Genomic DNA, 25,907 nt, shown 5'->3' with positions numbered 1-25,907 from the left:
GGCCTAGCTTTTATTTTTTAATTCTAATTGTATTGTTACTTAATCTCTTTGAGTTATTAACCCTCTTATAACCTTCATGTTATTGAATACTTTTTCTAAGAAATTCTCTGCCTCTTCATTATCTAGTAATTCAATTTGAGTTTGCTCATCATCATTTATACCGTTTTGTTTACAGTATTCTTTAGCTATATTTACTAATTCATCTTTAGATTCTTTACATAATTCAAACTCTTTATAGTCTATTATTATATATTGCATAGCTTTTTCTAAGCTTTTTTCATTATACCCTATTTCAATATGGTATATTACCGCATATAAATTTTCTGGAGATTCTTCTCCTTTATATACTGGTACTGCTGGATTAGATTTTACATAACTTGTTGATACAGCAATTGATTTTCCTAAATTAAGACCCATGTGTATACCTCTTTCTGTTTATTTTAAAATTAAGTTTTATACTACATTCTTAAGTCTTTATGTCTCTTACCTAAAGTACTTGGACTTATATCATATTTCTTAGATATCTGAGATTGAGTTACAGCTTGTCCATTCTCTTTTCTTATGTGATACTCAACAGCTGCTGCCCATCCGTTCTCAGACCCTTTTATTTCATTATTATTAGCTTTGTACTCGCTCCAGAAATCTAAACATTTTTGTAATATATCTGCTTCAACTTGAGCTTTAAGTAAAGTAGAAACCTTACAATCATCTTCAGATATCATTTCTTTTATTTCTTCTTGTTTCTTTTCATTAACTACTTTTTGATTTTTAAGATATTCAGCAATATTTGGATCTAATAATTGTTGGATGTACTTATATAATATATGAGTATGATATATTAAGAAAGTTTTTATATCTTTATATAGATCTTCATATTGATTGAAGAAGTGATTAATATCATTTACTACTATATCTTTTACCGCTTCAGATATGCTTACTGTAACATCTAATAATAAATGTGCTCCTCCAACTTCAACTATTCTAGCTATTATACAATCACCTTGATTAAATCCATTTAAAAGATTTATATCTTCAGTGAATATTTCATCTCCAGTTATAGCATCTTTTAATAAAATTTTATCTTCTAGTTTTTCTTTTATAACATATACGCTCACATAAGATTCAAATAAACTCTTTAGTATATCTACTTCCGTTTTAGTTAAGTTATTTTTATTTTCTTCAAAAAAGTCAACAGTTATAACTTTTTTATTTTCCATTATATGATCTTGTATAAAGTATGTGTTAAAGAAGCTTTCAAACTTTTTATTTATATTTTCATCATCTAATATATAAAACATTTCTTGCGCTTTTTTATACTCTTCATTAAATTTTTCCTGTCTTGAATATTCATACAGTTTTGAGTACAGTTGTGAATATTGTTTTTGTGAAAGTACAATTTTTCTACTAGCTCTTTCCGACACAACATCTTTATTTAAACAGCATTTTTTATATTTCTTCCCACTTCCGCATGGGCATAACTCATTTCTCCCTAACACTGTTACTTTCACTCCTTTATTTCTAAATTTAAATACAATTTATAATTATATCATCTTTTTTTCAATGATTCTATACTATAAGACTATTTTATTGTTTTTGCAATGTTTTTTATTAATTTTATGTATAATTCCATCTAAAATACCTTCATTATATTGATTTATCGCATCATTTATCATTAACTCTTTTATTATATTAATCAATTTTTCTCTATCACAGTTTAAATTAGTATTTTTTATGTCTATTTCAATTTTTTTCAAATAAAAAGTTTCTATATTCTCATTTAAAGTTTTTATACTCTGTGTATCCAAAATTTTAATTTTTATACTATTTAAATAGCTTTCCACTTCCTCAAAATTTTTCAAATCTTTTTTTCTTAAATTAATCTCACTTTTTTCTTTCATAATTTTTTCATATATAATTTTAAACTCTTTAATTAAATTATATTCATTATTTCCAAATATAACTCCTTTTAAATATGAATATACAATCATATTTTTTCTATATAATTTTAACATGTCATATACTTGATTAGATGATTTTTCTATTCCATTTATATTAGATCCTTTTTTAATTAAACGCTCATTAAATTCATTCATTATATGTGATGTCCAAATATGTATACTAAGCTCGTCTATATTAGCTCCATAAATTTTTTTACATATCTCTACATATCTATTGCTTTTGTTCTCAAGAAAATCTCTTTCAAAATCATTAATATAGTTATTTATATAAAGTATATTATTTAACATGTCGATCCCCCTTAAATCCTGTAGAATGCTTTATAACCTTATTCTACAAGATCTTAGGAAAACCTTTTTATAAATTAATATATACTTAATTTCATACTACATTCTAAATTATTTTCTTCTATCTTACTCATAGTCATTCCTTCTATGTATATTTCTTTACTTATATTTTCTAACTTTTTTATTCTCTCTATTAAAAGATTGCTTACTCCAGTTATTCCAATCTCTGCAACCTTAGTTTTATCTTTATCTATTGACTTTATATAATTTATATTTAAATTTGCTCTAAAGTGTGACTCTAAACTTATAATAATATTTTCTTCTTTTATTTTATCTTTCTTCTTTTCTAACTTTTCTTTTTCTAAATTTTTAATTATCTTTAGTTGATTTTTCTGTCTTTGGTACTTATCTTTTAAAGGCTTGTATACAACTGTTAAGTTTAAAAATACAAAAACTAATATAGAGACTATCAGTATTTTTTGTTTATCAAGTTTATTGAATTTCATCATTGCCTCCTATAGTGGCACTCATATCAAATTTATATATATCGCCTTCTTGATTTATTGATTCTATATTACAGTTTTTTAAGTTTTTAATTTGTTTCATCTCATTAGTAAAATATTTAATTTGATCTGAATCTTGAGCTTGTCCTTTAATCTTTAATTTTCCATCATCTATTTCTAAAGTTAAAATATTTACATGTTTTATCAAATCCATTATTCTATAAGATTCTTTTATTTTTAAGTTATTATTATCTATATAACTTATTTCTTGTACTGTATTTAATTTATCTTTCCTCTCATTAATTTCATTTTCTTGCTTATTGACTTTCATCCATAAATTGAAATTAACTATAATAACAGTAAATATAATTATTATTGAAGTTAACTGAAATATAGTTAATTTCCTCTTATAGTCTTTTTCGTCAAAAAAGTTTAATATCTTTATATAATCCATTAATATATCAACCCCACATTACTAATGAATCTATTTAAGTCACCTTGAGTTTGAAAATCTCTATTATTAATATTTAATTTTTCTATTTTATAATTTTCATTTAATATATTAATAACATTTTTAGTTTCTATTCCATAATAGTAAATATTATTAACATCAGATACATTTTTGGCTATGAAATCAAAAATATCTTCATTATTTATTGTGTGGGATCTTATTATACTTTTGTTTTTTACAATATTTAAGTTTGATCTATCTTTTTTAATATCTAAAATTATATTTAATTCATTATTAATATCTAATATATCTTCTTCTATTAAGTTTTGTAAAATATTGAAGTTAACACCTAATTTTATTGGCTTTAATTTTAAGTACTTAGATAATTCTTTGTAATTATTTTTTATTGTTTTTGGCATTAATATTACTTGAGCATTGATTTTTTCTGGAAAAATCTCTAAAACTTTATACTTTATAATATATTCTTCTATATCAATTGGCATATATTGTATAAGTTCGTATTTTATAAGTCCTAATATATCTTGTCTATGATTTGTATTAATAATTTCTACATCCCTATTTATTATGTATTTATTCTGAACAGTATATGAAACTTTATTTAACAATAACTTCATAGTACTTATTTCATTTTTTATAACCTTACTAACTTGATCAAAATTGGTTACTGTATTCATATCTGTTATATATTCACAATCCAATGTTTTTGTAAACTTAACTTTTATCTTTCCAAAATAATTTTCTATCAATGCTAACTTTATTTGTTTTTCTTCTATTTCTATGGCTAAAAATTTACTAATATAAATCTCTCCTTATAATATAAATTATTGTGTAGTCTCTGTTTTAGGATAAAAAACTTTTTCACCCACTTTAACATTTATATTTCCATCATCTATACTCACTACAAAACCACCTTCCTCACTTTGAGGTTTAGGAGTCCCCTCTATATAACCTTCTTTTGATAATTTGTCCAAAGTTATATCTGATACTCCATCATTTATTGCTAATTTAGTGGCTGTAGCAATATTGCTAGCAGTTATATAATCAGAATTTACTTTGCTTTCTTTCCCTACATCTGTAAATTTAACTAGTGCTATACTTGATAATGTACCTAAAATAGCAACAACCATTACTAATTCAATTAATGTAAATCCTCTTCTTTTTTTATTAATTCTTTTCTTTATATTTTTCATAAATTTACTCCTTATTTTATTTAAGTGAAGTTATAGCATCAAATATAGGAATCATTATCGATATAACAATAGCTCCTACCGAAATAGCTATAACTACAATAATTATCGGTTCAACAATTTTCAAAATTCTATTTACTAGGGTTTCTAAATTAGAGTCGTAATTTGAATTAATATTCTTTAGACTTTGTTCTAAATTCCCTGTTTCTTCTCCTACTTGCATCATAGCTATAACAACATTTGGAAATATATTTGACATTGCTAGCGAAGTTGTTATGCTATATCCCTTTTGTATAACCTCTTTTGAAATATTCATTTTTTCATACATAAATTTATTTTTAATAACATCTGTCGATATGTCTAATGAGTTTAAAATTTGAATTCCACTACTATTTAATATATAAAAACACCTTGTAAATTTACTTATCTCTATAGCTTGTACAATTTCTTTTGTATATTTAAATTCAAAAATCATCTTATCAAATTCATATTTTATTTTTTCTGATTTAGATATTAAATTATAAAAGAAAATAATTCCTAACATCATTAAGATTATCAGAGTTTCAAAATTGTATCTTACTAAGTCTGACATAACAATTAATAATTTAGTACTATTAGGCAATTGAGTGTGTGTGCTTATAAAAGATTCTTTCAAATTAGGAACTGCAAAAGCTAGCATAAATATAACTACCATTATTAGCATGAATGTTAATATAGCAGGATATATCATTGATGTGAGTAATTTTGTTTTAAATTCATGTTCTTTTTTATAATATTTAGACAAGCTTAAAAGTATTTCATCTAATCTACCACTTATTTCTCCAGCTTTTATCATATGTATAAAAAAATCTGGAAATGAGTTGGTCTTTTGGAATGAGCTTGAAATAGAATTTCCTTTTTGTAAATTGTCACTTACTTTTTTTAGATCTGATTTTAATTTATGGTTAAAACTAAATTGAATTGTTTTTAAAGATTTAGTGATTTCACAACCCGATGATAATAATATCCCAAGTTGCTCACAAATATTAGATAGGTCTTTATCTTTTAGTTTTTGCTTTTTTAATTCTTTTTTCTTTTTTATTCTAACTATTTTATATTTGTTTTCTATAGCATAAAAATTCAAATCTTTTTGAGAATCAAACTCAAGGCTAAGATTTTTTCTTTCTCCATTTTTATCATATACTAAGCATTCATATATTGCCAAAAATTCACCTCACTTCACTAAATAAATTAGTTAATAAACACTCATTTATTGTAGTTATATTTTCTTTTAATAAGTATTTAAAGCTATCTTCAAATGTAATCATATTATCTTCTTTAGCCATAGAATAAATTTCTTCTATATTTTTACATTCTACTATCGCTCTTCTAATTTTTTTATCTATTTCCACAATTTCATTTAAAGCTACTCTTCCCTTAAATCCAGTTTTGTTACAGTCTTCACATCCTATACTTATCTTTCTTTTAGCTTTAAAAGTATGTTTTAAATTATCTTCTTCATCAATATCTACACTACAATAGTTACATACTCTCCTAACCAATCTCTGAGAAATTATTCCTTTTAAACAAGATGCTATTAAATATCTAGGTATACCCATATCCAGTAATCTATTTATGGCTTCTACTGAATTATTTGTATGCATAGTACTTATAACAAAGTGGCCTGTGGAAGCAGCTCTCATTGCTATCTGAGCAGTCTCTACATCTCTAATTTCTCCAACCATAATAATGTCTGGATCTTGTCTTAAAATAGATCTAAGCCCATTTGCAAAGTTAAGTCCTATCTTTGTATTCAATGGTATTTGATTTATACCTTCTATCTTATATTCTACTGGATCTTCTATTGTAACTATATTTTTATCCATATTTTTAAAATCATTTAAAATAGAATACATTGTAGTTGTTTTTCCACTTCCAGTAGGTCCTGTTATTAATAAAATACCGCTCATGTTTTTTATTATTTTCCCCACTTTATCTATAGCAATATCTGAAAATCCAATTTCCTTTTTATCTATAATGAATTTATCTCTATTTAAAAGTCTTATAACTACCTTTTCTCCATAAATAGTTGGTATTGTAGAAATTCTAAGGTCAACAATATTCCCATTTATATTTCTATCTATTCTTCCATCCTGAGGTAATCTTCTCTCTGCTATATCAATTCCTGCTAATAGTTTTATAACTGTGATTAGTTGCATATGCATATTAATAGAATGATTATAGATTTCCTTTAAGTATCCATCTATTCTCATTCTTATTCTTAAATTTGTTTCAAAAGGTTCTATGTGTATATCACTAGCGTTAAAGTCTAAAGCATTTTCTAACAGTTCATTTAATACCAATTTTGAATAATCTTCGCTTTCCACACTAGATTTTGAGTAAAATCTTTCTATATCACTTTTTATTTCTTTTTCATCTCTTATTTTTAAAATTATGTTTTTTCCTGTTGCAAGTTTAAAATCTTCAACAGCATAAAAATTTTCTTTAGCTATAGCTATTATCAAATTATTATTTTCTATCGCTATTGGTATAGCATTATGTTTTATAGCTAATTTTTTTGAAACCATAACTGGAGCTTTATTATCCTCAACTAAAATACTATCTCAACCCCCTTAAGCTTTATTTTTTAAATACTAACTAAAATTATTAACCTATCCTTGTTCTTCATACCATATTAATAAAACTATATAAAAAAAGAATCCATTAATGGATTCTTTTTTTATATAGTTAATTTTCATCATATTTAATTATTCTATCTACTATTAAATCTTTTAACTTATTTACTTCTTCAAAATTCATATTAGGAATATAAAATTTTTCTAGTTTATCATGTTCTTCCTTTGCCTTTCTTATATTTAAGAGTCCATATGATACTAAATTATCTAGTGTATTTTGACTAAACTCTAATTCATTTTTATATTTTTCTTGCATATCTTTATCTAAAAATTGATTTAAATCTATAATTTCAAAATTATCCGATTCGAATAATTTACTTGTTGTTATTGATATATTTAAATCTTTTAAAACTATAGTTTCTATTTTTTCTGGTAGTAAAGGTGCATGGAAAACTTCAACTTCTAGTCCATTTTCTAAGGCTTTATTTACAACTTTATTTAATAAAGTTGTCTTTCCTGTTCCTATTTTACCATTTAAATAATAAACTTTATCTATATCTTCTAATATTGTATCTGTAAACTCTACATGTCCTAAAGGTGATAATGCACTTCCAAATAAGTGTCTAGCTTCTTTATAGTTTTCACTAGGCTTTATATTTTTAAATATATCATCTATTAATTGAGAAGTTACTAAATTCACTTTTCCAAAATCCATACAATCTACATTTTTAGATTGTATCTCATAAGCAATAGGCGCCGCTGATTCAAAATAACTAAAACCTACTTTAAAAAATCTACTTACCTCTTTATTACATTCAACTATTTTATCTCTATTTATCTCTATTCCTTCTCGATTCCAAAACATCCCTAAATCTAAAATTTCATCTATTGCTCCAGGATTTTTAGGATCTACTATATGTGGAGCTGTAGCATCTAACATAACTGCTCCCAGTTTTTTTATAACTATAACATCTAGCGAATCAGGATCTGAAGAGCAAGGATATAAATCTACATCATAACCTCTCTCTATCATTTCCTTAGCGACTTTTTTCATTAAAGACGATTTCCCTACTCCTGGACCACCTTTCATACAGAATATTATATTTGCATCTTTAGGTATAGCATAATTAAAAAACGACTTAAAACCTTTAGATGTATTCCCTCCTGGGAACATTTTTCTTGTTTTACCTTCCATATAATTCCCTCCAAGCATGTTTTATCATCTGTATTAAATTATTAATCTATTATATTATTTGTGTTTGTCCAATAATTATTAGTAAAAAAATTTTTATATAAATATTTTAAATGACGACTTCCTTAACATATATACAAGCCATAAGTGTTAAGAAATGCAATTTCTTATGTATAAAAAAATGACTAAACTTAAAAAGTTTAGTCATTTTCTTTAATCAACTCTTATTTCATACCCTTTAGTAGAGTATTGTTTTATTACTTCATTCCACAATTCTTCTACACCTGTTTTCTTAAGCGAAGATATTGGGAATATTTTATCTTCTTTAGATAATCCTAATTTTTTTCTTATTATGTTAAAATGTTTTTGATATTGACCTCTAGATATTTTATCTGCCTTAGTTGCTACTATAACACAATCATATCCAAAGTGTTTTATCCAATCATACATCATTTTATCATCATTTGAGGGTTCATGTCTTATATCTACAAGTAGACAAATAGCACACAATTCATCTCTTTCTTGTAAATATCTTTCCATTATAGCTCCCCATTTTTCTTTTTCAGATTTAGATAACTTTGCATATCCATAACCTGGTAAATCAACAAAATAAAACTCCTGATTTATTAAATAAAAATTTATAGTTCTAGTTTTTCCTGGAGTTTGACTAGTTCTTGCAAAGTTTCTTCTATTTAATAAAGTGTTTACTGTTGATGATTTTCCAACATTTGATCTACCAACTAAAGCTATCTCTGGTATTCCCTCTGCTGGATATTGACTTTTATTTACTGCACTCATCGTAATTTCAGCACTTCTAATCTTCATTCTTATCACCATTCCTTAATAATGCATGTTCTAACACCTGGTCCATGTGATTTACTAATACAAATTCCATATCATCTTTAACCTTCTGAGGTATTTCATCTAAATCTGCTTCACATTCTTCTGGAAGTAAAACCTTAGTTATTCCAGCTCTATGAGCTGCAAGTAACTTCTCTTTAACTCCACCAACAGCAAGAACTCTACCTCTTAAAGTTATTTCTCCTGTCATAGCAACATTGTTTCTAACCGGTATATTAGTTAATGCTGATATTACTCCTAAAGCCATAGTTATACCTGCAGATGGTCCATCTTTAGGAACAGCGCCTTCTGGTAAATGTATGTGTATATCATTTTCTTTATAGAAGTTTGGATTTATATCAAATTTATCTGCTATAGATCTTATATATGATATACCTGTTTGAGCAGATTCCTTCATAACATCACCTAGTTTACCAGTTAAAACAATCTGACCTTTACCTTTTAAAACATTTACTTCTGTAGTTAAAGTTTCTCCTCCAACTGAAGTCCAAGCAAGTCCTGTTACAACACCTACTTCAGGTTTTTTACCTGCTAATTGATGTCTAACTTTTTGTTTTCCTAGATATGTTTCTAAATCTGATTTAGTAACTACTATTTCTTCTATGCTATTATCTTCTACATATTTTCTTGCTGCTTTTCTACATATCTTTCCTATAGTTCTTTCTAGACCTCTTACTCCTGCTTCTCTAGTGTAACTATTTATTATCTCAATCATAGTTTCATCATCTATTTTTACAAAGCCTTCTTTTAAAGCATGTTCTTTTATTTGCTTAGGTAATAGGTACTTCTTAGCTATATTTAATTTTTCCTCTTCTATATATCCTGTTATTTCTATTATTTCCATTCTATCTAATAATGGTCTAGGTATAGTACCTAAACTATTAGCAGTAGTCACAAATAGTATTTTAGATAAATCAAAAGGAACTTCAAGATAGTGATCTACAAAATCTTTATTTTGTTCTGGATCTAAAACTTCTAGCATTGCTGATCCAGGGTCTCCTTTAAAATCAGATGCCATCTTATCTATTTCATCTAATAAAAATACAGGATTTTTAGTTTTAGCTTCTTTAAGTCCATTTATAATTCTACCTGGTATGGCTCCTACATATGTTCTTCTGTGTCCTCTTATTTCAGCTTCATCTCTAACTCCACCTAACGAAATTCTAACAAATTTTCTATCTAGTGAATTAGCGATAGATTTAGCTATAGATGTTTTACCAACACCTGGAGGTCCTACCAAACAAAGTATAGGTCCTTTTAAACTACTAGATAATTGTCTTATTGCTAGATACTCTATTATTCTTTCTTTAACTTTATCTAATCCATAATGTTCGTTATTTAAGATTTCTTCTGCTCTTTTTATATCTAGCTTGTCTTTGCTTTCCTTATTCCAAGGTAGCGAGAAAATAGTATCTAGATAGTTTCTACTTACAGTAGAATCAGGCGCCATAGGTGATATTTTTGAAAATTTATCTATTTCCTTAGATATCTTCTCTTTAGTTTCCTTGGAAGCCTTTATCTTCTTAAGTTGTTTTTTATATGTTTCAACCTCAGAATCTAAGTCTTCTTCTTCTCCTAATTCTTTTTGAATAGCTTTCAATTGTTCTCTAAGATAGTATTCTTTTTGAACTTTATTCATGCTTTTCTTTACTTTTAAAGCTATTTTCTTTTCTATCTTTAAAAGCTCAATTTCTTCTAAAAGTGTCTTTAATATTAACTCTAATCTCTCTTGAATATCAAATTCATCTAAAATTGCTTGTTTTTGTTCAGGTTTTAAGAACATATTTGCTGCTATAGTATCTATAAATCTATTCTCATTATCCATTTCAGCTAAATTTATAAGTATTTCAGGCGATACTCTATTGCTTATATTTATATATTCTTCAAAGGCATCAAAAACATTTCTAACTGTCGCTTGTACTTCTTTGTCTTCATTTATGCTATCAGTATCATAAACTATTTCTTCTATAGCTACCTTTATATAAGGCTCTTCTTGCATAAATTCAGTTATAGTTCCTCTTGATATCCCTTCAACTAATACTCTAACCCCTTCTCCTGGTAATTTTACTAGTTGTTTTACTTTACATATAGTCCCCGTATGATAGTAATCCTCTTCTGTAGGGTTATCTATTGATGAATCTTTCTGTGCAGTTAAGAATATCATTTCATCGTCTGCCATAGCTTCATCTAATGCTTTTAATGAAATTTCTCTACCTACATCAAAGCTTAATATCATATATGGGAAAATAGCTAATCCTCTTAAAGGAATTAACGGTAATTCACGTTCTATTTTAGTGTAGTTTTTTTCCATACTAACATCACTCCTTCCAAATGCTAGATTGTGTCACTTTATTTATTATATATTTACATAATTGAATTTTCAATAATATTAGATATTTCTTAATCATTATAATCCATTTATTACTATTATGTTATAATATTATTACTTGTATACTAAATTTTAAATACGGAGGATCCTATGCTTAAACTTTTTTTTACTTTTTTAAAAATAGGTGCCTTTACCTTTGGCGGTGGCTATGCCATGGTACCCCTTATAGAAGATGAACTTGTAAACAAACAAAAGTTATTATCATCTGAGGAATTTATAGATTATCTATCAATTGCTCAAAGTTATCCAGGAGTTTTAGCTGCAAATATATCTATATTATTAGGATATAGATTGTATAAAATACCTGGAGTATTGGTTTGTACATTAGGTTCTATACTTCCATCATTTGTTATAGTAATAATCTTATCATATTTTTATTTTCATAACCAAAATTCTAACATACTAAGTGGCTTCTTTAAAGGTGTTAGCCCTGTAGTTATTGCACTAATACTTTATTCATTTGTAAATATGTTTAATAAATTACCCAAATCTATAAAAAATATATCATTTTTAATTATATCATTCTTTTGTGTTGGTGTACTTAATATAAGCCCAATATATTTAATAATATTAGGAGGTGTTTACGCTTTATGTCAAAAGTCTTAATGCTCTTCCTAACATTCTTTAAAATTGGAAGTTTTAGTTTTGGCGGTGGCTATGCAATGCTTCCTTTTATTCAACAGGAATTTATTGATAAATTTAAATTTATCACCAACCAAGAGTTTTTAGATTTATTAGCGCTTTCTCAGTCTACACCTGGTCCTATAGCTATAAATAGTGCTACATTTATAGGATACAAGGTGTCTGGATTCTGGGGTTCTTTAGCTTCTAGTATAGGTGTTGTTATTTTTTCAGTCTTAGGCCTTACTATAATCGCTAAACTGTTTGATAAATTTAAGGAAAATGAAAAAGTATCAAGAGTACTTTCTGTTTTACAACCAATAACCCTAGGGTTCATATTAGCTGCAGTATATTCATCTGCTTTAGATATACATTGGGGGTTATATGAAATAATTGCATTTTCATCTGCCTTCTACCTTTTATATACAAAGAAAATCGGTTCTATATCTGCCGTTTTTATATATGGTTGTATTGGATTAATACTATCATTTTTACATTAATTTTTCAAATCAAAAAGGAGCTTAATAGCTCCTTTTATTATGCACTTTCTTCTTCACCTTTTAAAACAACTACAGGTTCAGCTTCTTCTTTCACACATGCTTCTGTTAATATAATTTTCTTTATATCATCTCTAGATGGAATTTCATACATTATATCCATCATTATATTTTCAACAATACTTCTTAGACCTCTTGCTCCAGTATTTCTTTCAATAGCTTTTTTAGCTATAGCTCTAAGAGCTGCATCTTCAAATTCTAACTCTACTCCATCTAACTCAAAAAGTTTTTGGAATTGTTTTACTAAAGAATTCTTAGGCTCTTTTAAGATACTTACTAAAGCGTCTTCATCTAATAAATCAAGGGTTGCAACCACTGGTATTCTACCTATAAACTCTGGTATTATACCAAACTTAAGTAAATCTTCTGTTTGAACTTGTGCATATATTTTGCCAAGATCAACGTCTTTTTTACTCTCTATTTTAGCCCCAAATCCTAATGTTTTTTCTCCGCCTCTTCTTTGGATTATTTTTTCTATTCCATCGAAAGCTCCTCCTAATATAAATAATATATTAGTTGTATCTAGTTTTAAAAACTCTTGATGAGGATGTTTTCTTCCTCCTTGAGGTGGAACATTAGCAACAGTTCCTTCTAAGATTTTAAGTAATGCTTGTTGAACACCTTCACCACTTACATCTCTTGTTATAGATGGATTTTCAGATTTTCTAGCTATCTTATCAATCTCATCTATGTATATTATACCTCTTTCAGCTTTTTCTATATCAAAGTCAGCTGATTGTATAAGCTTTAATAATATATTTTCAACGTCTTCCCCAACATATCCAGCTTCAGTTAAAGATGTAGCATCTGCCATTGCAAATGGTACATTAAGTGTTTTTGCTAGAGTTTGAGCAAGAAGTGTTTTTCCTGATCCAGTAGGTCCTAATAATAATATGTTACTCTTTTGAATTTCAACATCTTTATTAGATCCTTTATTTTTTCCATAAATTCTTTTGTAATGATTATATACAGCTACAGATAAAGCTTTCTTAGCTTTTTCTTGCCCGATAACATAATCGTTTAGAGTATTCATCATTTCTTTTGGTTTTGGAAGATTTATAGCTTCTTCCTCTGTAATTTCTTCTACTTCCTCTTGAATTATTTCATCACATAATTCAACACATTCATCACATATATATACATTTGGCCCTGCAATAAGTCTTCTTACTTGTTCCTGGTTTTTACCGCAGAATGAACATTTTAATTGTCTCTTATCTTCATATTTTGACATATTAACACCTCTCTTTTCTACGGTCTTTTAGTAATCACTTCATCAATTAAGCCATATTTCATAGCTTCTTCAGCACTCATGAAGTTATCACGTTCAGTATCAACTTGAATTTTTTCTATAGGCTGACCAGTTCTTTCAGCTAATATAGAATTTAATTTGTGTTTCATATTAACTATTCTTTTTGCATGTATCTCTATATCTGTTGCTTGCCCTCTAGTTCCTCCTAGTGGTTGATGTATCATTATTTCGCTGTTTGGAAGTGCAAATCTTTTTCCTTTTTCTCCTGCTGCTAATAAAAATGCTCCCATAGATGCAGCCATTCCTATACATATCGTAGAAACATCTGGTTTTATATATTGCATAGTGTCATATATAGCCATACCAGCTGTTATACTTCCTCCTGGAGAATTTATATATAAATGTATATCTTTATCTGGGTCTTCTCCTTCTAGGAATAACAATTGAGCTACTACAAGTCCTGCTGTAGCATCGTTTACTTCATCACCCAAAAATATTATTCTATCTTTTAGAAGTTTTGAATATATATCGTAAGATCTTTCTCCTCTTCCTGTTTGTTCTACTACTACAGGTACTAATGCCATGGATTATACCCCCTATCATAATTATCTATATATATAATATACAGTAGCTGTAACAGCTACTGTATGAAATATACTTATAATGATTAAACTAATTTAGCACTATCAACTAATAAATCTATTGTTTTTCTTATTTTTAATTGACCTTTTATATCTTCTAAGTCAGTTGCTTTCATCATTGATTTTATTTTATCAGCTTCCATATTATACATTTTTGCCATTTTTTCAACTTCAGCATTAACTTCTTCTTCTGAAACTTCTACGTTTTCAGCTTTAGCTATTGCTTCTAATATTAAAGATGACTTAACTAATTTAGTAGCTTCTTCTCTTTTTTCATTTCTTAATTCTTCTATTGTTCTTCCAGTCATTTGTAATAATTGCTCTAACTGTAATCCTTGGTATTGTAATTGATAATTAAGTTCCATTAACATATTATCTATTTGAGTTTCAACCATAGCTTCTGGAACTTCTAATTCAGTACCTTCAGATACTTTTTCAACTAAAGAGTTTTTCATTTCAGCATCTGCTCTATTTTTAGCTTCTTCTTCTACTTTAGCTTTTAAGTCTTTCTTTAATTCTTCTAAAGTATTAAATTCAGTTGTATCTGCTGCAAACTCGTCATTTAACTCTGGTAATTCTTTCTTTTGAACATTCTTTACAGTAACTTTGAAAGTTGCTGGCTTTCCTGCTAAGTTTTCAGCATGGTATTCAGCTGGGAATTCTACGTTAACTTCTACTTCTTCACCTTTGTTTTTACCTACTAATTGCTCTTCAAATCCAGGTATGAATGTGTTTGATCCTATAACTAAGCTATAGTCTTCTCCTTTTCCACCTTCAAAAGCAACTCCATCTACAAATCCTTCGAAGTCTATAACAGTATTATCTCCGTTTTCTATAGCTCTTTCAACATCTACTAATCTAGAAGCTTTATTTCTCATTTCTTCTAATCTTAAATTTACTTCATCTTCATTTACAGTATAGTCAGGTTTTGCTATTTCTATACCTTTGTATTCACCAAGATTAACTTCTGGCTTAACTTCTACGTTTACAACCATTACTAATCCGTTATCTTTACTTATTTCTTCTATATCTAAGTCAGGTCTAGCTATTGGATCTATATCTAACTCATCTAAAGCTTTTGGATATATTTCCGGGAATAACATGTCTATAGCATCGTTGTAGAATACTCCTTTTCCATATTGAGATTCTATTATTTGCTTAGGAGCTTTACCTTTTCTAAATCCTGGTATATTGAATTTTCCTTTATTTTTATTGTAAGCTTTTGTTACCGCACCTTCAAATTTATCATTATCAACTGTTATTTTAAAAGTAACTTGGTTACCTTCTTTCTTAAGTAATTCTGCTTTCATTATTTTAATCCTCCTATTGATTATGTATTCTTTATATATAGTATAATAGATTTCGTTACTATAATTTTACTATTTTATTATAACACATTCTTTTTTTTATTTACAAGTGTTCCATTAATACGAAGTAACTCCGAAAAATGCCTTATTTCATGGCATTTCGACCGAAATATCCACCTCTAACATTCTTTATTTCAGATACAGCTACAAATGCCCTAGAATCATACTCATTTATAGTATTTTGGAAATTATGAAGGTGCTTTCTATCTAGTACTACTTGTAGTATATACTTGATACCCTCTCTACCTTTCCCCTCTATAACAGTTACTCCAAAGCCATTATATCTTAAATATTCTGCAAAATCATCTACATCTTCGCCAGTAAATATTTGTGCAGTTATAAGTCCTATTGCTAACTTTTCTTCTAATGTAATTCCAACTACATTTCCTGTTGCAAATCCAAGTGCATATGAAATTACCTTTATAGTATCGCCCATATCGCCTAATACTTTATCCATTGCAAACAGATATATTAAAATTTCAAGAAATCCTACACAAAATGCAAGTTTTTTCTTTCCTTTTACAACAAAGATAGTTCTAATTGTAGCTAATGTAACATCTGCACATTTAGCGCAAAATATAAGCAAGTACCCCAAAACAAATTCCATTTACATAATCCCCCTAATAATATTATACCCTTATTTCATTAATACTCACTTTACCATCATTTATATCTAAAATAATAAAACTCCTATAATCTACACCTCTTGGAATCGAAATACTTCCTGGATTCAAATATAATATATTATCTTTTTCTTTAACTAAAGGAGTATGTGTATGACCAAAAACCACAATATCTGCATTTACTTCTTTAGCCTTTTTTTCTAGTTGATATAAATTATATTTAACTCCATACTTATCACCATGACATAAAAATACATTTTTACCCTCTATATCAAACTCTAGCTCATCTTCAATATCTTCAAAATCACAATTGCCTCTAACTGCCATCATTCCAACTTTAGTCATTTTATGAATATATTTAGAATCTATAACATTATCTCCTGCATGTATGATTAAATCACATTCTTTTAAATATGGTATTGCTTTATCAATAAATCTAGTCATTCTATGAGTATCACTTATTACCCCAATTTTCATTATCTTGATATCCTTTTTTCAAACTCATCTCTCATAAGTTTTAATGAATTTGCTCTATGACTTATAGCATTTTTTATTGAGCTTGGAAGCTCTCCGAATGTCTTATTGTAATTGTCTACTATAAATAATGGGTCATATCCAAATCCATTATTTCCCTTTTCTTCAAATCCAATCATACCTTCGCAAGTTCCTCTTACTACAAATTCTTTTCCACTTGGGAATACAACTGCAATTGCTGATACAAATCTTCCTGTTCTCTGGCTCATAGGAACATTTTTCATAGCCTTTATAAGCTTTTCTCTGTTTTGCTCATCTGTAGCATTTTCTCCTGCATATCTAGCAGAATAAATTCCTGGCTTTTTACCTAATGCATCAACTTCTAAACCTGAGTCATCGGCTATAGCTACCATATTCGTAGCTTTTGCAACAGTTCTAGCTTTTATTAATGCATTGTGTTCAAATGTATGGCCATCTTCAACAATCTCTATTCCATCTAAATCAACATCTTTAAGAGAATATATATCGCATTTAAAATCTGTTAATATAGCTGAAATTTCTTCTAATTTATGAGCGTTGTTTGTTGCTATAACAATTTCATTAGGCTCTTCTTCTCCTAAAACTTCTACTGCTATTTTACCTAATGCTTTTCTTTGAGCCTTTATAAGTTCTTTATTCCCCTTTTCTCCAAGCTCAAGTAATACATTTAAATCATTTCTACTAAATGGTGACTCTTCTCCTGTACCTTGAACTTCTACAAATTCGCCTTTATCAGTCATTATTACATTCATATCTACATGTGCATTAGAATCTTCTTCATAACATAAGTCTAGAATATGTTCTCCATTTACTATACCTACACTTATAGCTGATACAAAGTTTCTTATAGGTAAAGTTTTTATTTGTTTATTCTCATATAAAGAATATAAAGCATCTGCTACAGCAACAAAAGCACCTGTTATAGATGCAGTTCTTGTTCCTCCATCAGCTTGGATAACATCACAGTCTACCCATATAGTTCTCTCCCCTAGTTTTGATAAATCAACTACAGATCTTATAGCTCTTCCTATTAATCTTTGTATTTCTTGAGTTCTTCCATCAATTTTTCCTCTTGATGATTCCCTTATTTTTCTTTGGTGAGTTGATCTAGGCAACATAGAGTACTCTGCATTAATCCACCCTGTTCCACTATTTCTTAAAAATGGAGGTACTTTGTCTTCTATAGATGCTGTACATATAACTTTAGTTTCTCCCATTTCTATCAAAACAGAACCTTCTGCATATCTAGTAAAGTTTCTAGTTATCTTTACTGGTCTTATCTCATCATTTTTTCTATTATCAATTCTTGTCATATATATTACCTCTCTTAAATATTTTTATAGCAAATTAGTATTTTTCAAATTTTCCGAACCTTATTTTGGCAATCTATTTACTATAATATATTAGCATCATTTTATACTAATTAGTAGGTATTTATTAAGATAATTTCCCCTACATTTCTTACTTTATCATCATTTCTACTTCTTCTTTTGAATTTAAGTTTAAAAGTTCCAAAAACTTAGCTTCATCAATTACAGTTACGCCTAATTCATTAGCTTTTGTAAGTTTTGAACCAGCCTCTTCACCTGCCAATACAAAAGTTGTAGACTTACTAACACTTGAAGTAGCTTTTCCACCTCTTGCTTCAATAAGTTCTTTAGCATCATTTCTTTTTAAAGTAGGTAATGTTCCTGTTAAAACAATTTTCATTTTATCAAAAATATTTGCTAACCCATTATCTTCAGAATTTGAAGATAGTGTATTAACACCAACCTCTTTTAATTTATTTATTACTACGATATTTTTATCTTCCTTGAAAAACTCAACAACACTATCTGCCATTACTTCTCCAAATTCTTCTAGATTAGTTAACTCTTCTATACTTGAATTTATTATATCATCTAGACTTTTGAAGCTTTTAGCCAGTACTTTAGCGCCTTTAACACCTATATACTTAATACCTAATCCATTTATTAATCTATATAAGTCATTATTTTTAGATTTTTCTATAGCATTAATTAAATTTGTGGCAGATTTTTCTCCTAATCTTTCTAAGTTAACTATATCTTCTTTTTTTATATAATATAAATCAGCTACATCTTTTATTATTTTATTATCAAGAAGTAAACTAATTATAGATTCACCTAGTCCATCAATATTCATTGCATCTCTTGATGCAAAATGTATTATTCCTCTTCTTATTTGAGCTGGACAACTCATGTTTATACATTTTACAGCTGCCTCTCCCTCTAATCTTACTGTTGGTTCATGACATACAGGACACTTTTCAGGCATATGAAATTTAACCTCATCTCCAGTACGATCTTCTTTAATTACTTCTACAACTTGAGGAATTATATCTCCAGCTTTTTGAACTAAAACTGTATCCCCTATTCTTATATCTTTTTCATTTATGTAATCTTCATTATGTAGGGTTGCACGAGCAACTACAGTCCCAGCTAATCTAACAGGTTCTAGTATTGCAGTTGGAGTTATTGTTCCTGTTCTACCAACTTCCACAATAATATCTTTAAGCTTAGTTTTTTTCTGTTCTGCAGGAAACTTATACGCTATAGCCCATCTTGGACTTTTTGCAGTATATCCCATTTGTTCTCTTTCTTCTAAATCATTTACTTTTATAACCATTCCATCTATTTCAAAAGAAAGATCTGATCTATTAACAGTCCAATATTCTATGTGTTCAATAACATCTTCTATAGTTTTACATATCTTAAAGTTTGGACTAACTTTAAATCCTAGATTACTTAAATACTCTAAAGATTGACTATGTGTTTTAAATTTTTCATTTTGCATATATTCTAAATTAAATATAAAAATATCTAAAGGTCTCTTTGCTGTTAATTTAGAGTCTAATTGTCTTAGAGTTCCCGCTGCTAAATTTCTTGGATTTGCAAATAATTGTAATCCATTTTCTTCTTGTTGCTCATTTATCTTTTCAAAATTTTCCTTAGATATGTATACTTCTCCTCTTACAATTATTTCTTCTTTATCATCAATTTTCAGAGGTATTGTTTTTACTGTTTTTAAGTTTTGAGTTATATCTTCTCCTATAACCCCATTTCCCCTTGTAGCTCCTGTTTTAAAAACTCCATCAACATAAGTCAAACCTACTGATAACCCATCTATTTTAAATTCAACTACATATTCTACATCTTTATTTACAGACTCTCTAACTCTTTTATCAAAGTCTCTTAAATCTTGAGCTGAGTATGCATTAGACAGACTTAGCATAGGTATTTTATGAGTCACTTGATTAAACTTATCTAGTGGCTTCCCACCTACTCTTGTACTTGGAGAATCCTCTCTTTTCAATTCTGGATGTTCCGTCTCTATCTTCATAAGCTCTTTCATAAGGTTATCATATTCAAAATCTGAAATCTCTGGCGTATCTTCATTATAATATTTATTACTATGATAATTTATTAAATCTATTAGTTCATCCATCTTCTTTTTAACATCCATTTTTTCACCTCTTTTATAAAATTATATTCATCTTTAGTTTTACTTAATTAATATATAATATCACATTAAGTATATCATAATTTGTTTTTTTAATTTATTATATCCTATCTAATCATCCCTATTTACTTAAACTATATTTTTAGCTTTAAATTAACTTATATATCTATAAATTTTTATGTTTTTTATGTTTTTTATATTTTATATTTTATAATAAAAATAAAAGTCCCTTAACCATAAAGATTAAAGGACTTAAATCTATTTAATATAAATACACTATCTAAGCTGTTATAACTGAGGTGCTATTGTGTATTTATTTAATATTATATTGCCCACATTTTAAATTTTTATTTAATAAGTTTATATTTTTTTAATAAGTTAATAATCATAATTAGATTTAGTTTTTATAGGGGTGATTAAATGTTAAAGTTAGAGCATGAAAGTAGTTTAAAACATTATATAGATAAATTCAATTTAACAAAAATATTTAGCTCAAAATTCAGAAAAAATATAGAATTACATTGTTTTAGAAAAAACGAATTTATAATAGATAATAATAGTGATCTTAATTATTTATATTTTTTAGTAGAAGGTTCTATAAACATTATTGATAACATAGATGATACTTCAAATTTTATTAACCAATATGAGAATATATCTATATTAGGTGCCTTAGAAATATTTTTAGATAAAAAACTTAACTACTCAATAATTGCAAATGATGATTGTATCTGCATTGCTATCTCACATAATGATATTATTAAATTTGCTTTTACTGATCCAGAATTTTTAAAGTTTTTCTGTATGATATTTACCAAGAAAATATATAATAATTCATTTCTAAATTTTTTTCAAAAAGAAAAAGATGCTATATAGCATCTTAAATAATAAAAGGGAATAGATAGTTTTAAAGTCTATCTATTTAGAGTTAATTTTGTACAATTATAAATCAAAAAAAGCCATAGAAAGTTTGATAAACCTTCATGGCTTTTTTACATCATATGTACTTTATACTATGATGATATCAGATTAGTTTTTAAGTATCAACTAAAAACTAATTATTTTTTTATTAATTTAGCTACACACTCAACATGCATAGTATGAGGAAACATATCAACTGGCTGAACTTCTGTACAACTATATCCTCTCTCATCTAAATATGCTAAATCCCTTGCTAATGTTGAAGGGTTACATGATACATAAACAACTCTTTCTGGTTCCATTGAAACAATAGTGTCTAAAACTGAATTTTCGCATCCTTTTCTAGGTGGATCTACTACCACTACATTAGCTGTTTTACCTTCTTTATATAACTTTGGAACTACTTCTTCAGCTTTTCCTACATAAAATTCCGTATTATCTAAATTGTTTAATTTAGCATTTATATTAGCATCTTTAATTGCATCTTCAACAATTTCCACACCATAAACTTTTTTAGCCTTTTGAGCTAAAAATAAAGATATAGTTCCTATCCCACAGTATATATCAAATACTGTATCATCTTCTTTCAATTGTGCATATTCAAGTGCCTTATTGTATAAAACCTCTGTTTGTAAAGGATTAACTTGAAAAAACGATAGTGGAGATATTTCAAATACTAGATCACCTATATAATCATTTATTTTTCCGTTGCCATATATAACTTTATTTTCTTTTCCTAATATAACATTAGTTTTCTCTCTATTTGTATTTAATACTAGAGTCTTAAATCCTGGTACATTTTCTTTTAATACAGATGCTAACTCATTTAAGTATGGTAATTTTTTTCCGTTCGCAACTAATACAACCATAACTTCCTTTGTCTTAAATCCAACTTTAGTTACTAAGTGTCTTAAAACGCCTGTATGTGTTTTTTCATCATATAAACTTACATCATATGCCTTTATATAAGTTTTTATTATTTTTATTATTTTATCATTTACATCATGTTGAATTATACAAGTATCTGTAGGTATAACATCATGACTTTTCTTTTTATAAAAACCTATTACCGTTTTTCCATTTTGTTTCTGTATTGGAAATTGAGCTTTATTTCTATATCTTAAGGGGCTTTCCATTCCTAACGTAGGGTGAATTAATACATCATCTAGTTTTCCGATTCTACTAATAGTTTGTTTTACTTCATTAGTTTTAATGTCTAATTGCTTTTTATAGTCTAATTCTTGTATTTGACATCCACCACATTTAGCTAAATGCTTACCACATTTTCTTTCAACTCTAAATGGTGATTTTTCTAAAATTTCTACAATATCACCAACTGCATAGTTTTTCTTTGATTTATTAATTCTAACTTTTAGTTTATCTTGTAATAGTCCCCCGTCTACAAAAACTGTAAATCCTTCATGCTTTCCAATTCCAACTCCACCTTGTCCTATATCAACAATGTCTACTACATACTCTCTGTCTTTTAATAACATAGGCATTTCCTCCGAACATAATAATTAAACTACAAACATTTATTTTACCAAAAAAATAGGAGCTTATAAAGCCCCTATCTTAAATATGTTATTATTTTTTTGATTTTAATTATAATACTCTTGTTGCTCCTCTATATATAACTCCTCTTGAAGCATCTACAGTTACAACTTCTCCATCTTTTACTAAGCTTTTTATGTTCTTAGCTGAAACAACTACCGGCTTATCTAAGTTTATACCAACTATAGCAGCATGGCATGTCATTCCACCATCCTCTGTAATTATAGCTCCACATTTTTCTATATATGCATTCATATCAGCATCAGTCATACGTGTAACAATTATATCCCCTTCTTCAAATTCAAGAACTTCACTAGGACTATTAACTAGTCTTACTCTACCTTCTACGGTTTTACTTCCTACACCTATACCGTTAGTTATTTCTTCACTTATAACATGTACTTTTATTAAGTTAGTAGTTCCACTTACTCCTACAGGAACTCCTGCAGTTATAACTACTAACTCACCATTTTCTAAGTAAGAAGCTTCTTTCGCTGCATTTATAGAGTTTTCTACTACTTCATCAGTATTTGTAGCTTCTTTTGCTATTATAGGATATACACCCCAAGTTAAAGCTAACCTTCTCATAACTTTATCATCATTAGTAGCAGCTATTATTGGGCATTCTGGTCTAAATTTAGATACCATTCTTGCTGTATGTCCACTTGATGTTGATGTTATTATTGCTGATGCATTTAAGTCTATTGCAGTTGTACATGTAGCATGACTTATTGCATCTGTAACATTTATATCTGCAAGTTTTTTATTTACTAATAATTCATTGTAATTTAATGTTTCTTCTGTTCTTTTTGCTATTGTAGCCATTGTTTTTACAGCTTCTACTGGATATTTACCTGCTGCTGTTTCTCCAGATAACATTATTGCGTCAGTTCCATCGTATATAGCGTTTGCAACGTCTGTTACCTCTGCTCTTGTTGGTCTAGGATTTCTTATCATAGAATCTAACATTTGAGTAGCTGTTACAACTGGTTTACCTAACTGATTACATTTTCTTATTATCATTTTTTGAACTATAGGTATTTCTTCAGTTGGTATCTCAACTCCTAAGTCTCCTCTTGCAACCATTATACCATCAGAAACTTTTAAAATTTCATCTATATTATCTACACCCTCTTGGTTTTCTATTTTAGATATTATCTGTACATCTGTTGCATTATTTTTTTCTAAAACTTCTCTTATAGCTAATACATCTGATGCTTTTCTAACAAATGAAGCAGCTATGTAGTCTATTCCTTGACCTATACCAAACTCTATATCACTAACATCCTTCTCAGTTAATGCTGGTAAATTTATTTTAACTCTAGGTACATTTACACCTTTATGATTCTTAACTATTCCAGAGTTCTCAACTACACAGTGAATTTCTTCCCCTTTTACTTCTTCTACTCTAAGTCCTACTAATCCATCATCTATTAATATAGTATCACCTGTAGTTACATCTTCTGCAAGACCTTTGTAGCTAACTGTACAAATATCTTTTGTTCCCATGACATCTTTCATTGTTATTATAAATTTTTGACCTTCTTCTAATAACACTTCTGGAGCATCAAAATTTCCAGTTCTTATTTCTGGACCTTTAGTGTCTAATAATATAGCTATTGGTTTATTTAATTTTTCTCTAACTTTTTTAGCTGTATCAAATCTTTCCTTATGTTCTTCATGAGAACCATGAGAGAAGTTAAATCTACATACATTTAGTCCATTTTCCACCAATTGAGTTAAAGTTTCCTCACTTTGTGATGCAGGCCCTAGTGTACAAACTATTTTTGTCTTTTTAATCCCTTTTAACATGTTAGATCCTCCTAATTTATATAGATAATATTTTTACCATTTCATAAGTTTCATCATCAAACTTTCTTTTCATAGCTAAAGCTTCATATATGTCCATATCTATTATTTTGTTATCTTTTATACCAATTACTCTAGCTGACTTACCTTCTAGTAATAATTCTACAGCACGTACACCCATTTTACTAGCAAGTATTCTATCAAATGCACTTGGACTTCCACCTCTTTGAACATGGCCAAGTACCGTTATCCTTAAGTCTGCTCCTGTTTTTTCTACTATTTGATCTCCTAGCTCTCTAGCATTTCCAACACCTTCTGCTAAAACTATTATACTGTGTCTCTTTCCTCTTTTTTGAGTAGTTTTTAATCTTTTGCATACATCATCTATTTTAAAATCAACTTCAGGTACGATAACGGTTTCAGCTCCACCTGCAAGACCTGCATATAAAGCTAAATCACCACAATGTCTTCCCATAACTTCAATTATGTTAACCCTTTCATGAGATGAAGAAGTATCTCTTATTTTACCTATTGCATCTATTATAGTATTCATAGTTGTATCAAATCCTATAGTATAGTCTGTATATGGTAAATCGTTATCTATAGTTCCAGGTATTCCTATTGCCGGGAATCCTAGATCACTTAGTTTTTGAGCTCCATTAAAAGATCCATCTCCACCAATAACTACTAAACATTCAATTCCATATTTTTTTAATACTTCAACTGCTGTAGCTCTTCCTTCATCAGTTTTAAATTCTTCACATCTAGAAGACTTTAATATAGTTCCTCCTCTATGTATTATATCCCCTACAGAAGATAAATTCATTTCTTGGATATCTTCTTCTATTAATCCTTTGTATCCTCTGCTTATTCCATAAACTTTGCAGCCATAGTATATAGCAGACCTAACTACAGCTCTTATAGCTGCATTCATACCAGGCGCATCTCCTCCACTAGTTAATATACCTATAGTTTTCATTAATAAATTACCTCCTAGTTGATTATTCTATTCACTAACTTAAGGGACTTTTCTTGTCCCTGTATTGTTTTTTTATCCCAGTAAATCTAAAAAAATTCAATAGAAGCGAAATTATCTATTTTTTGTTATTA

The 25,907-nt window shown here is 27.9% G+C and carries 25 protein-coding genes; 3 read left to right on the top strand and 22 right to left on the bottom strand.

Annotation, left to right across the window (positions count from 1 at the left end):
• Window positions 1-39 precede the first annotated feature (39 nt).
• From ATCC9714_RS01105 to lon, 12 genes are all read right to left on the bottom strand, one after another.
• On the bottom strand, window positions 40-417 hold the full coding sequence (locus ATCC9714_RS01105) for a hypothetical protein (protein ID WP_021126625.1): 378 nt from the start codon (window positions 415-417) through the stop codon (window positions 40-42).
• Window positions 418-458: 41 nt separating this feature from the next.
• Window positions 459-1,496: an SEC-C domain-containing protein gene (locus ATCC9714_RS01100; protein WP_021130179.1), complete on the bottom strand. Its 1,038-nt coding sequence runs from the start codon at window positions 1,494-1,496 to the stop codon at window positions 459-461.
• Window positions 1,497-1,571: 75 nt separating this feature from the next.
• Window positions 1,572-2,246, bottom strand: a complete 675-nt coding sequence (locus ATCC9714_RS01095) for a hypothetical protein (RefSeq protein ID WP_057545566.1) — start codon at window positions 2,244-2,246, stop codon at window positions 1,572-1,574.
• Window positions 2,247-2,320: 74 nt separating this feature from the next.
• The gene (locus ATCC9714_RS01090) at window positions 2,321-2,749 is read right to left on the bottom strand and encodes a hypothetical protein (protein WP_021126630.1); all 429 of its coding nucleotides are present in this window, start codon (window positions 2,747-2,749) and stop codon (window positions 2,321-2,323) included.
• Complete coding sequence (locus ATCC9714_RS01085; RefSeq protein WP_057545565.1) at window positions 2,736-3,200, bottom strand: PilN domain-containing protein; 465 nt, start codon at window positions 3,198-3,200, stop codon at window positions 2,736-2,738. Before ATCC9714_RS01085 ends, ATCC9714_RS01090 begins: the two co-directional genes overlap by 14 nt.
• Window positions 3,200-3,964 (bottom strand): type IV pilus biogenesis protein PilM, encoded by a 765-nt coding sequence (locus ATCC9714_RS01080; RefSeq protein ID WP_057545564.1) that lies wholly within the window; start codon window positions 3,962-3,964, stop codon window positions 3,200-3,202. The genes ATCC9714_RS01085 and ATCC9714_RS01080 overlap by 1 nt, the downstream gene beginning before the upstream one ends.
• A gap of 75 nt (window positions 3,965-4,039) precedes the next feature.
• A complete protein-coding gene (locus tag ATCC9714_RS01075; RefSeq protein ID WP_021126634.1) occupies window positions 4,040-4,408 on the bottom strand; it encodes a type II secretion system protein in 369 nt (122 codons plus the stop codon).
• A gap of 16 nt (window positions 4,409-4,424) precedes the next feature.
• Window positions 4,425-5,609, bottom strand: a complete 1,185-nt coding sequence (locus tag ATCC9714_RS01070) for a type II secretion system F family protein (protein ID WP_057545563.1) — start codon at window positions 5,607-5,609, stop codon at window positions 4,425-4,427.
• Between the two features lie 4 nt (window positions 5,610-5,613).
• Complete coding sequence (locus ATCC9714_RS01065; RefSeq protein WP_057545562.1) at window positions 5,614-6,972, bottom strand: GspE/PulE family protein; 1,359 nt, start codon at window positions 6,970-6,972, stop codon at window positions 5,614-5,616.
• 160 nt (window positions 6,973-7,132) lie between these two features.
• Window positions 7,133-8,215 carry an ATP-binding protein gene (locus ATCC9714_RS01060; RefSeq protein ID WP_057541050.1) on the bottom strand — a complete coding sequence of 361 codons (1,083 nt, stop codon included), beginning with the start codon at window positions 8,213-8,215 and terminating at the stop codon, window positions 7,133-7,135.
• Window positions 8,216-8,425: 210 nt separating this feature from the next.
• A complete protein-coding gene (gene yihA, locus ATCC9714_RS01055; protein WP_021126641.1) occupies window positions 8,426-9,037 on the bottom strand; it encodes a ribosome biogenesis GTP-binding protein YihA/YsxC in 612 nt (203 codons plus the stop codon).
• Window positions 9,027-11,384 (bottom strand): endopeptidase La, encoded by a 2,358-nt coding sequence (gene lon, locus ATCC9714_RS01050; protein WP_057545561.1) that lies wholly within the window; start codon window positions 11,382-11,384, stop codon window positions 9,027-9,029. Before lon ends, yihA begins: the two co-directional genes overlap by 11 nt.
• 168 nt (window positions 11,385-11,552) lie before the next feature.
• Here lon and ATCC9714_RS01045 point away from each other — a divergent pair, with 168 nt between their 5' ends.
• Window positions 11,553-12,068 carry a chromate transporter gene (locus tag ATCC9714_RS01045; RefSeq protein WP_054629849.1) on the top strand — a complete coding sequence of 172 codons (516 nt, stop codon included), beginning with the start codon at window positions 11,553-11,555 and terminating at the stop codon, window positions 12,066-12,068.
• Window positions 12,053-12,583 carry a chromate transporter gene (locus tag ATCC9714_RS01040; RefSeq protein ID WP_055332655.1) on the top strand — a complete coding sequence of 177 codons (531 nt, stop codon included), beginning with the start codon at window positions 12,053-12,055 and terminating at the stop codon, window positions 12,581-12,583. Before ATCC9714_RS01045 ends, ATCC9714_RS01040 begins: the two co-directional genes overlap by 16 nt.
• 37 nt (window positions 12,584-12,620) lie before the next feature.
• On the opposite strand, the gene clpX is transcribed toward ATCC9714_RS01040, so the two are convergent.
• The 7 genes from clpX to ligA all read right to left on the bottom strand — a co-directional run bounded on the left by clpX (window position 12,621) and on the right by ligA (window position 20,516).
• Window positions 12,621-13,871 (bottom strand): ATP-dependent Clp protease ATP-binding subunit ClpX, encoded by a 1,251-nt coding sequence (clpX, locus tag ATCC9714_RS01035; RefSeq protein ID WP_021130192.1) that lies wholly within the window; start codon window positions 13,869-13,871, stop codon window positions 12,621-12,623.
• 17 nt (window positions 13,872-13,888) lie between these two features.
• Window positions 13,889-14,473 (bottom strand): ATP-dependent Clp endopeptidase proteolytic subunit ClpP, encoded by a 585-nt coding sequence (gene clpP, locus ATCC9714_RS01030; protein WP_021130193.1) that lies wholly within the window; start codon window positions 14,471-14,473, stop codon window positions 13,889-13,891.
• 83 nt (window positions 14,474-14,556) lie between these two features.
• Window positions 14,557-15,840: a trigger factor gene (gene tig, locus ATCC9714_RS01025; protein WP_055330544.1), complete on the bottom strand. Its 1,284-nt coding sequence runs from the start codon at window positions 15,838-15,840 to the stop codon at window positions 14,557-14,559.
• 142 nt (window positions 15,841-15,982) lie between these two features.
• Complete coding sequence (locus tag ATCC9714_RS01020) at window positions 15,983-16,504, bottom strand: DUF2179 domain-containing protein (protein WP_021130195.1); 522 nt, start codon at window positions 16,502-16,504, stop codon at window positions 15,983-15,985.
• 22 nt (window positions 16,505-16,526) lie between these two features.
• Window positions 16,527-16,997: a metallophosphoesterase gene (locus tag ATCC9714_RS01015; protein WP_021126655.1), complete on the bottom strand. Its 471-nt coding sequence runs from the start codon at window positions 16,995-16,997 to the stop codon at window positions 16,527-16,529.
• The gene (gene rph, locus ATCC9714_RS01010) at window positions 16,997-18,346 is read right to left on the bottom strand and encodes a ribonuclease PH (protein ID WP_057545560.1); all 1,350 of its coding nucleotides are present in this window, start codon (window positions 18,344-18,346) and stop codon (window positions 16,997-16,999) included. The genes ATCC9714_RS01015 and rph overlap by 1 nt, the downstream gene beginning before the upstream one ends.
• 148 nt (window positions 18,347-18,494) lie before the next feature.
• A complete protein-coding gene (gene ligA / locus ATCC9714_RS01005) occupies window positions 18,495-20,516 on the bottom strand; it encodes an NAD-dependent DNA ligase LigA (RefSeq protein WP_057545559.1) in 2,022 nt (673 codons plus the stop codon).
• Window positions 20,517-20,933: 417 nt separating this feature from the next.
• Here ligA and ATCC9714_RS01000 point away from each other — a divergent pair, with 417 nt between their 5' ends.
• Window positions 20,934-21,389, top strand: coding sequence for a cyclic nucleotide-binding domain-containing protein (locus ATCC9714_RS01000; RefSeq protein WP_021126662.1), 456 nt, complete (start codon window positions 20,934-20,936; stop codon window positions 21,387-21,389).
• A gap of 182 nt (window positions 21,390-21,571) precedes the next feature.
• On the opposite strand, the gene rlmD is transcribed toward ATCC9714_RS01000, so the two are convergent.
• The 3 genes from rlmD to pfkA all read right to left on the bottom strand — a co-directional run bounded on the left by rlmD (window position 21,572) and on the right by pfkA (window position 25,776).
• Window positions 21,572-22,930 (bottom strand): 23S rRNA (uracil(1939)-C(5))-methyltransferase RlmD, encoded by a 1,359-nt coding sequence (gene rlmD / locus ATCC9714_RS00995; RefSeq protein ID WP_021130199.1) that lies wholly within the window; start codon window positions 22,928-22,930, stop codon window positions 21,572-21,574.
• A 109-nt stretch (window positions 22,931-23,039) separates the two neighbouring features.
• Window positions 23,040-24,800 (bottom strand): pyruvate kinase, encoded by a 1,761-nt coding sequence (pyk, locus tag ATCC9714_RS00990; RefSeq protein WP_057545558.1) that lies wholly within the window; start codon window positions 24,798-24,800, stop codon window positions 23,040-23,042.
• A 16-nt stretch (window positions 24,801-24,816) separates the two neighbouring features.
• Complete coding sequence (pfkA, locus tag ATCC9714_RS00985) at window positions 24,817-25,776, bottom strand: 6-phosphofructokinase (protein WP_021130201.1); 960 nt, start codon at window positions 25,774-25,776, stop codon at window positions 24,817-24,819.
• Between the last annotated feature and the right edge of the window lie 131 nt (window positions 25,777-25,907).

The organism is Paraclostridium sordellii, assembly GCF_000953675.1.
Taxonomy (GTDB): domain Bacteria; phylum Bacillota; class Clostridia; order Peptostreptococcales; family Peptostreptococcaceae; genus Paraclostridium; species Paraclostridium sordellii.
This window is presented reverse-complemented; position numbering and strand designations above follow the sequence as displayed.

Coding starts and splice junctions, on each gene's coding strand:
- ATCC9714_RS01105 (WP_021126625.1), bottom strand. CDS start 417: ATGGGTCTTAATTTAGGAAAATCAATTGCTGTATCAACAAGTTATGTA.
- ATCC9714_RS01095 (WP_057545566.1), bottom strand. CDS start 2,246: ATGTTAAATAATATACTTTATATAAATAACTATATTAATGATTTTGAA.
- ATCC9714_RS01090 (WP_021126630.1), bottom strand. CDS start 2,749: ATGAAATTCAATAAACTTGATAAACAAAAAATACTGATAGTCTCTATA.
- ATCC9714_RS01085 (WP_057545565.1), bottom strand. CDS start 3,200: ATGGATTATATAAAGATATTAAACTTTTTTGACGAAAAAGACTATAAG.
- ATCC9714_RS01075 (WP_021126634.1), bottom strand. CDS start 4,408: ATGAAAAATATAAAGAAAAGAATTAATAAAAAAAGAAGAGGATTTACA.
- ATCC9714_RS01065 (WP_057545562.1), bottom strand. CDS start 6,972: ATGGTTTCAAAAAAATTAGCTATAAAACATAATGCTATACCAATAGCG.
- ATCC9714_RS01060 (WP_057541050.1), bottom strand. CDS start 8,215: ATGGAAGGTAAAACAAGAAAAATGTTCCCAGGAGGGAATACATCTAAA.
- yihA (WP_021126641.1), bottom strand. CDS start 9,037: ATGAAGATTAGAAGTGCTGAAATTACGATGAGTGCAGTAAATAAAAGT.
- lon (WP_057545561.1), bottom strand. CDS start 11,384: ATGGAAAAAAACTACACTAAAATAGAACGTGAATTACCGTTAATTCCT.
- ATCC9714_RS01045 (WP_054629849.1), top strand. CDS start 11,553: ATGCTTAAACTTTTTTTTACTTTTTTAAAAATAGGTGCCTTTACCTTT.
- ATCC9714_RS01040 (WP_055332655.1), top strand. CDS start 12,053: ATGTCAAAAGTCTTAATGCTCTTCCTAACATTCTTTAAAATTGGAAGT.
- clpX (WP_021130192.1), bottom strand. CDS start 13,871: ATGTCAAAATATGAAGATAAGAGACAATTAAAATGTTCATTCTGCGGT.
- clpP (WP_021130193.1), bottom strand. CDS start 14,473: ATGGCATTAGTACCTGTAGTAGTAGAACAAACAGGAAGAGGAGAAAGA.
- tig (WP_055330544.1), bottom strand. CDS start 15,840: ATGAAAGCAGAATTACTTAAGAAAGAAGGTAACCAAGTTACTTTTAAA.
- ATCC9714_RS01020 (WP_021130195.1), bottom strand. CDS start 16,504: ATGGAATTTGTTTTGGGGTACTTGCTTATATTTTGCGCTAAATGTGCA.
- ATCC9714_RS01015 (WP_021126655.1), bottom strand. CDS start 16,997: ATGAAAATTGGGGTAATAAGTGATACTCATAGAATGACTAGATTTATT.
- rph (WP_057545560.1), bottom strand. CDS start 18,346: ATGACAAGAATTGATAATAGAAAAAATGATGAGATAAGACCAGTAAAG.
- ligA (WP_057545559.1), bottom strand. CDS start 20,516: ATGGATGTTAAAAAGAAGATGGATGAACTAATAGATTTAATAAATTAT.
- ATCC9714_RS01000 (WP_021126662.1), top strand. CDS start 20,934: ATGTTAAAGTTAGAGCATGAAAGTAGTTTAAAACATTATATAGATAAA.
- rlmD (WP_021130199.1), bottom strand. CDS start 22,930: ATGTTATTAAAAGACAGAGAGTATGTAGTAGACATTGTTGATATAGGA.
- pyk (WP_057545558.1), bottom strand. CDS start 24,800: ATGTTAAAAGGGATTAAAAAGACAAAAATAGTTTGTACACTAGGGCCT.
- pfkA (WP_021130201.1), bottom strand. CDS start 25,776: ATGAAAACTATAGGTATATTAACTAGTGGAGGAGATGCGCCTGGTATG.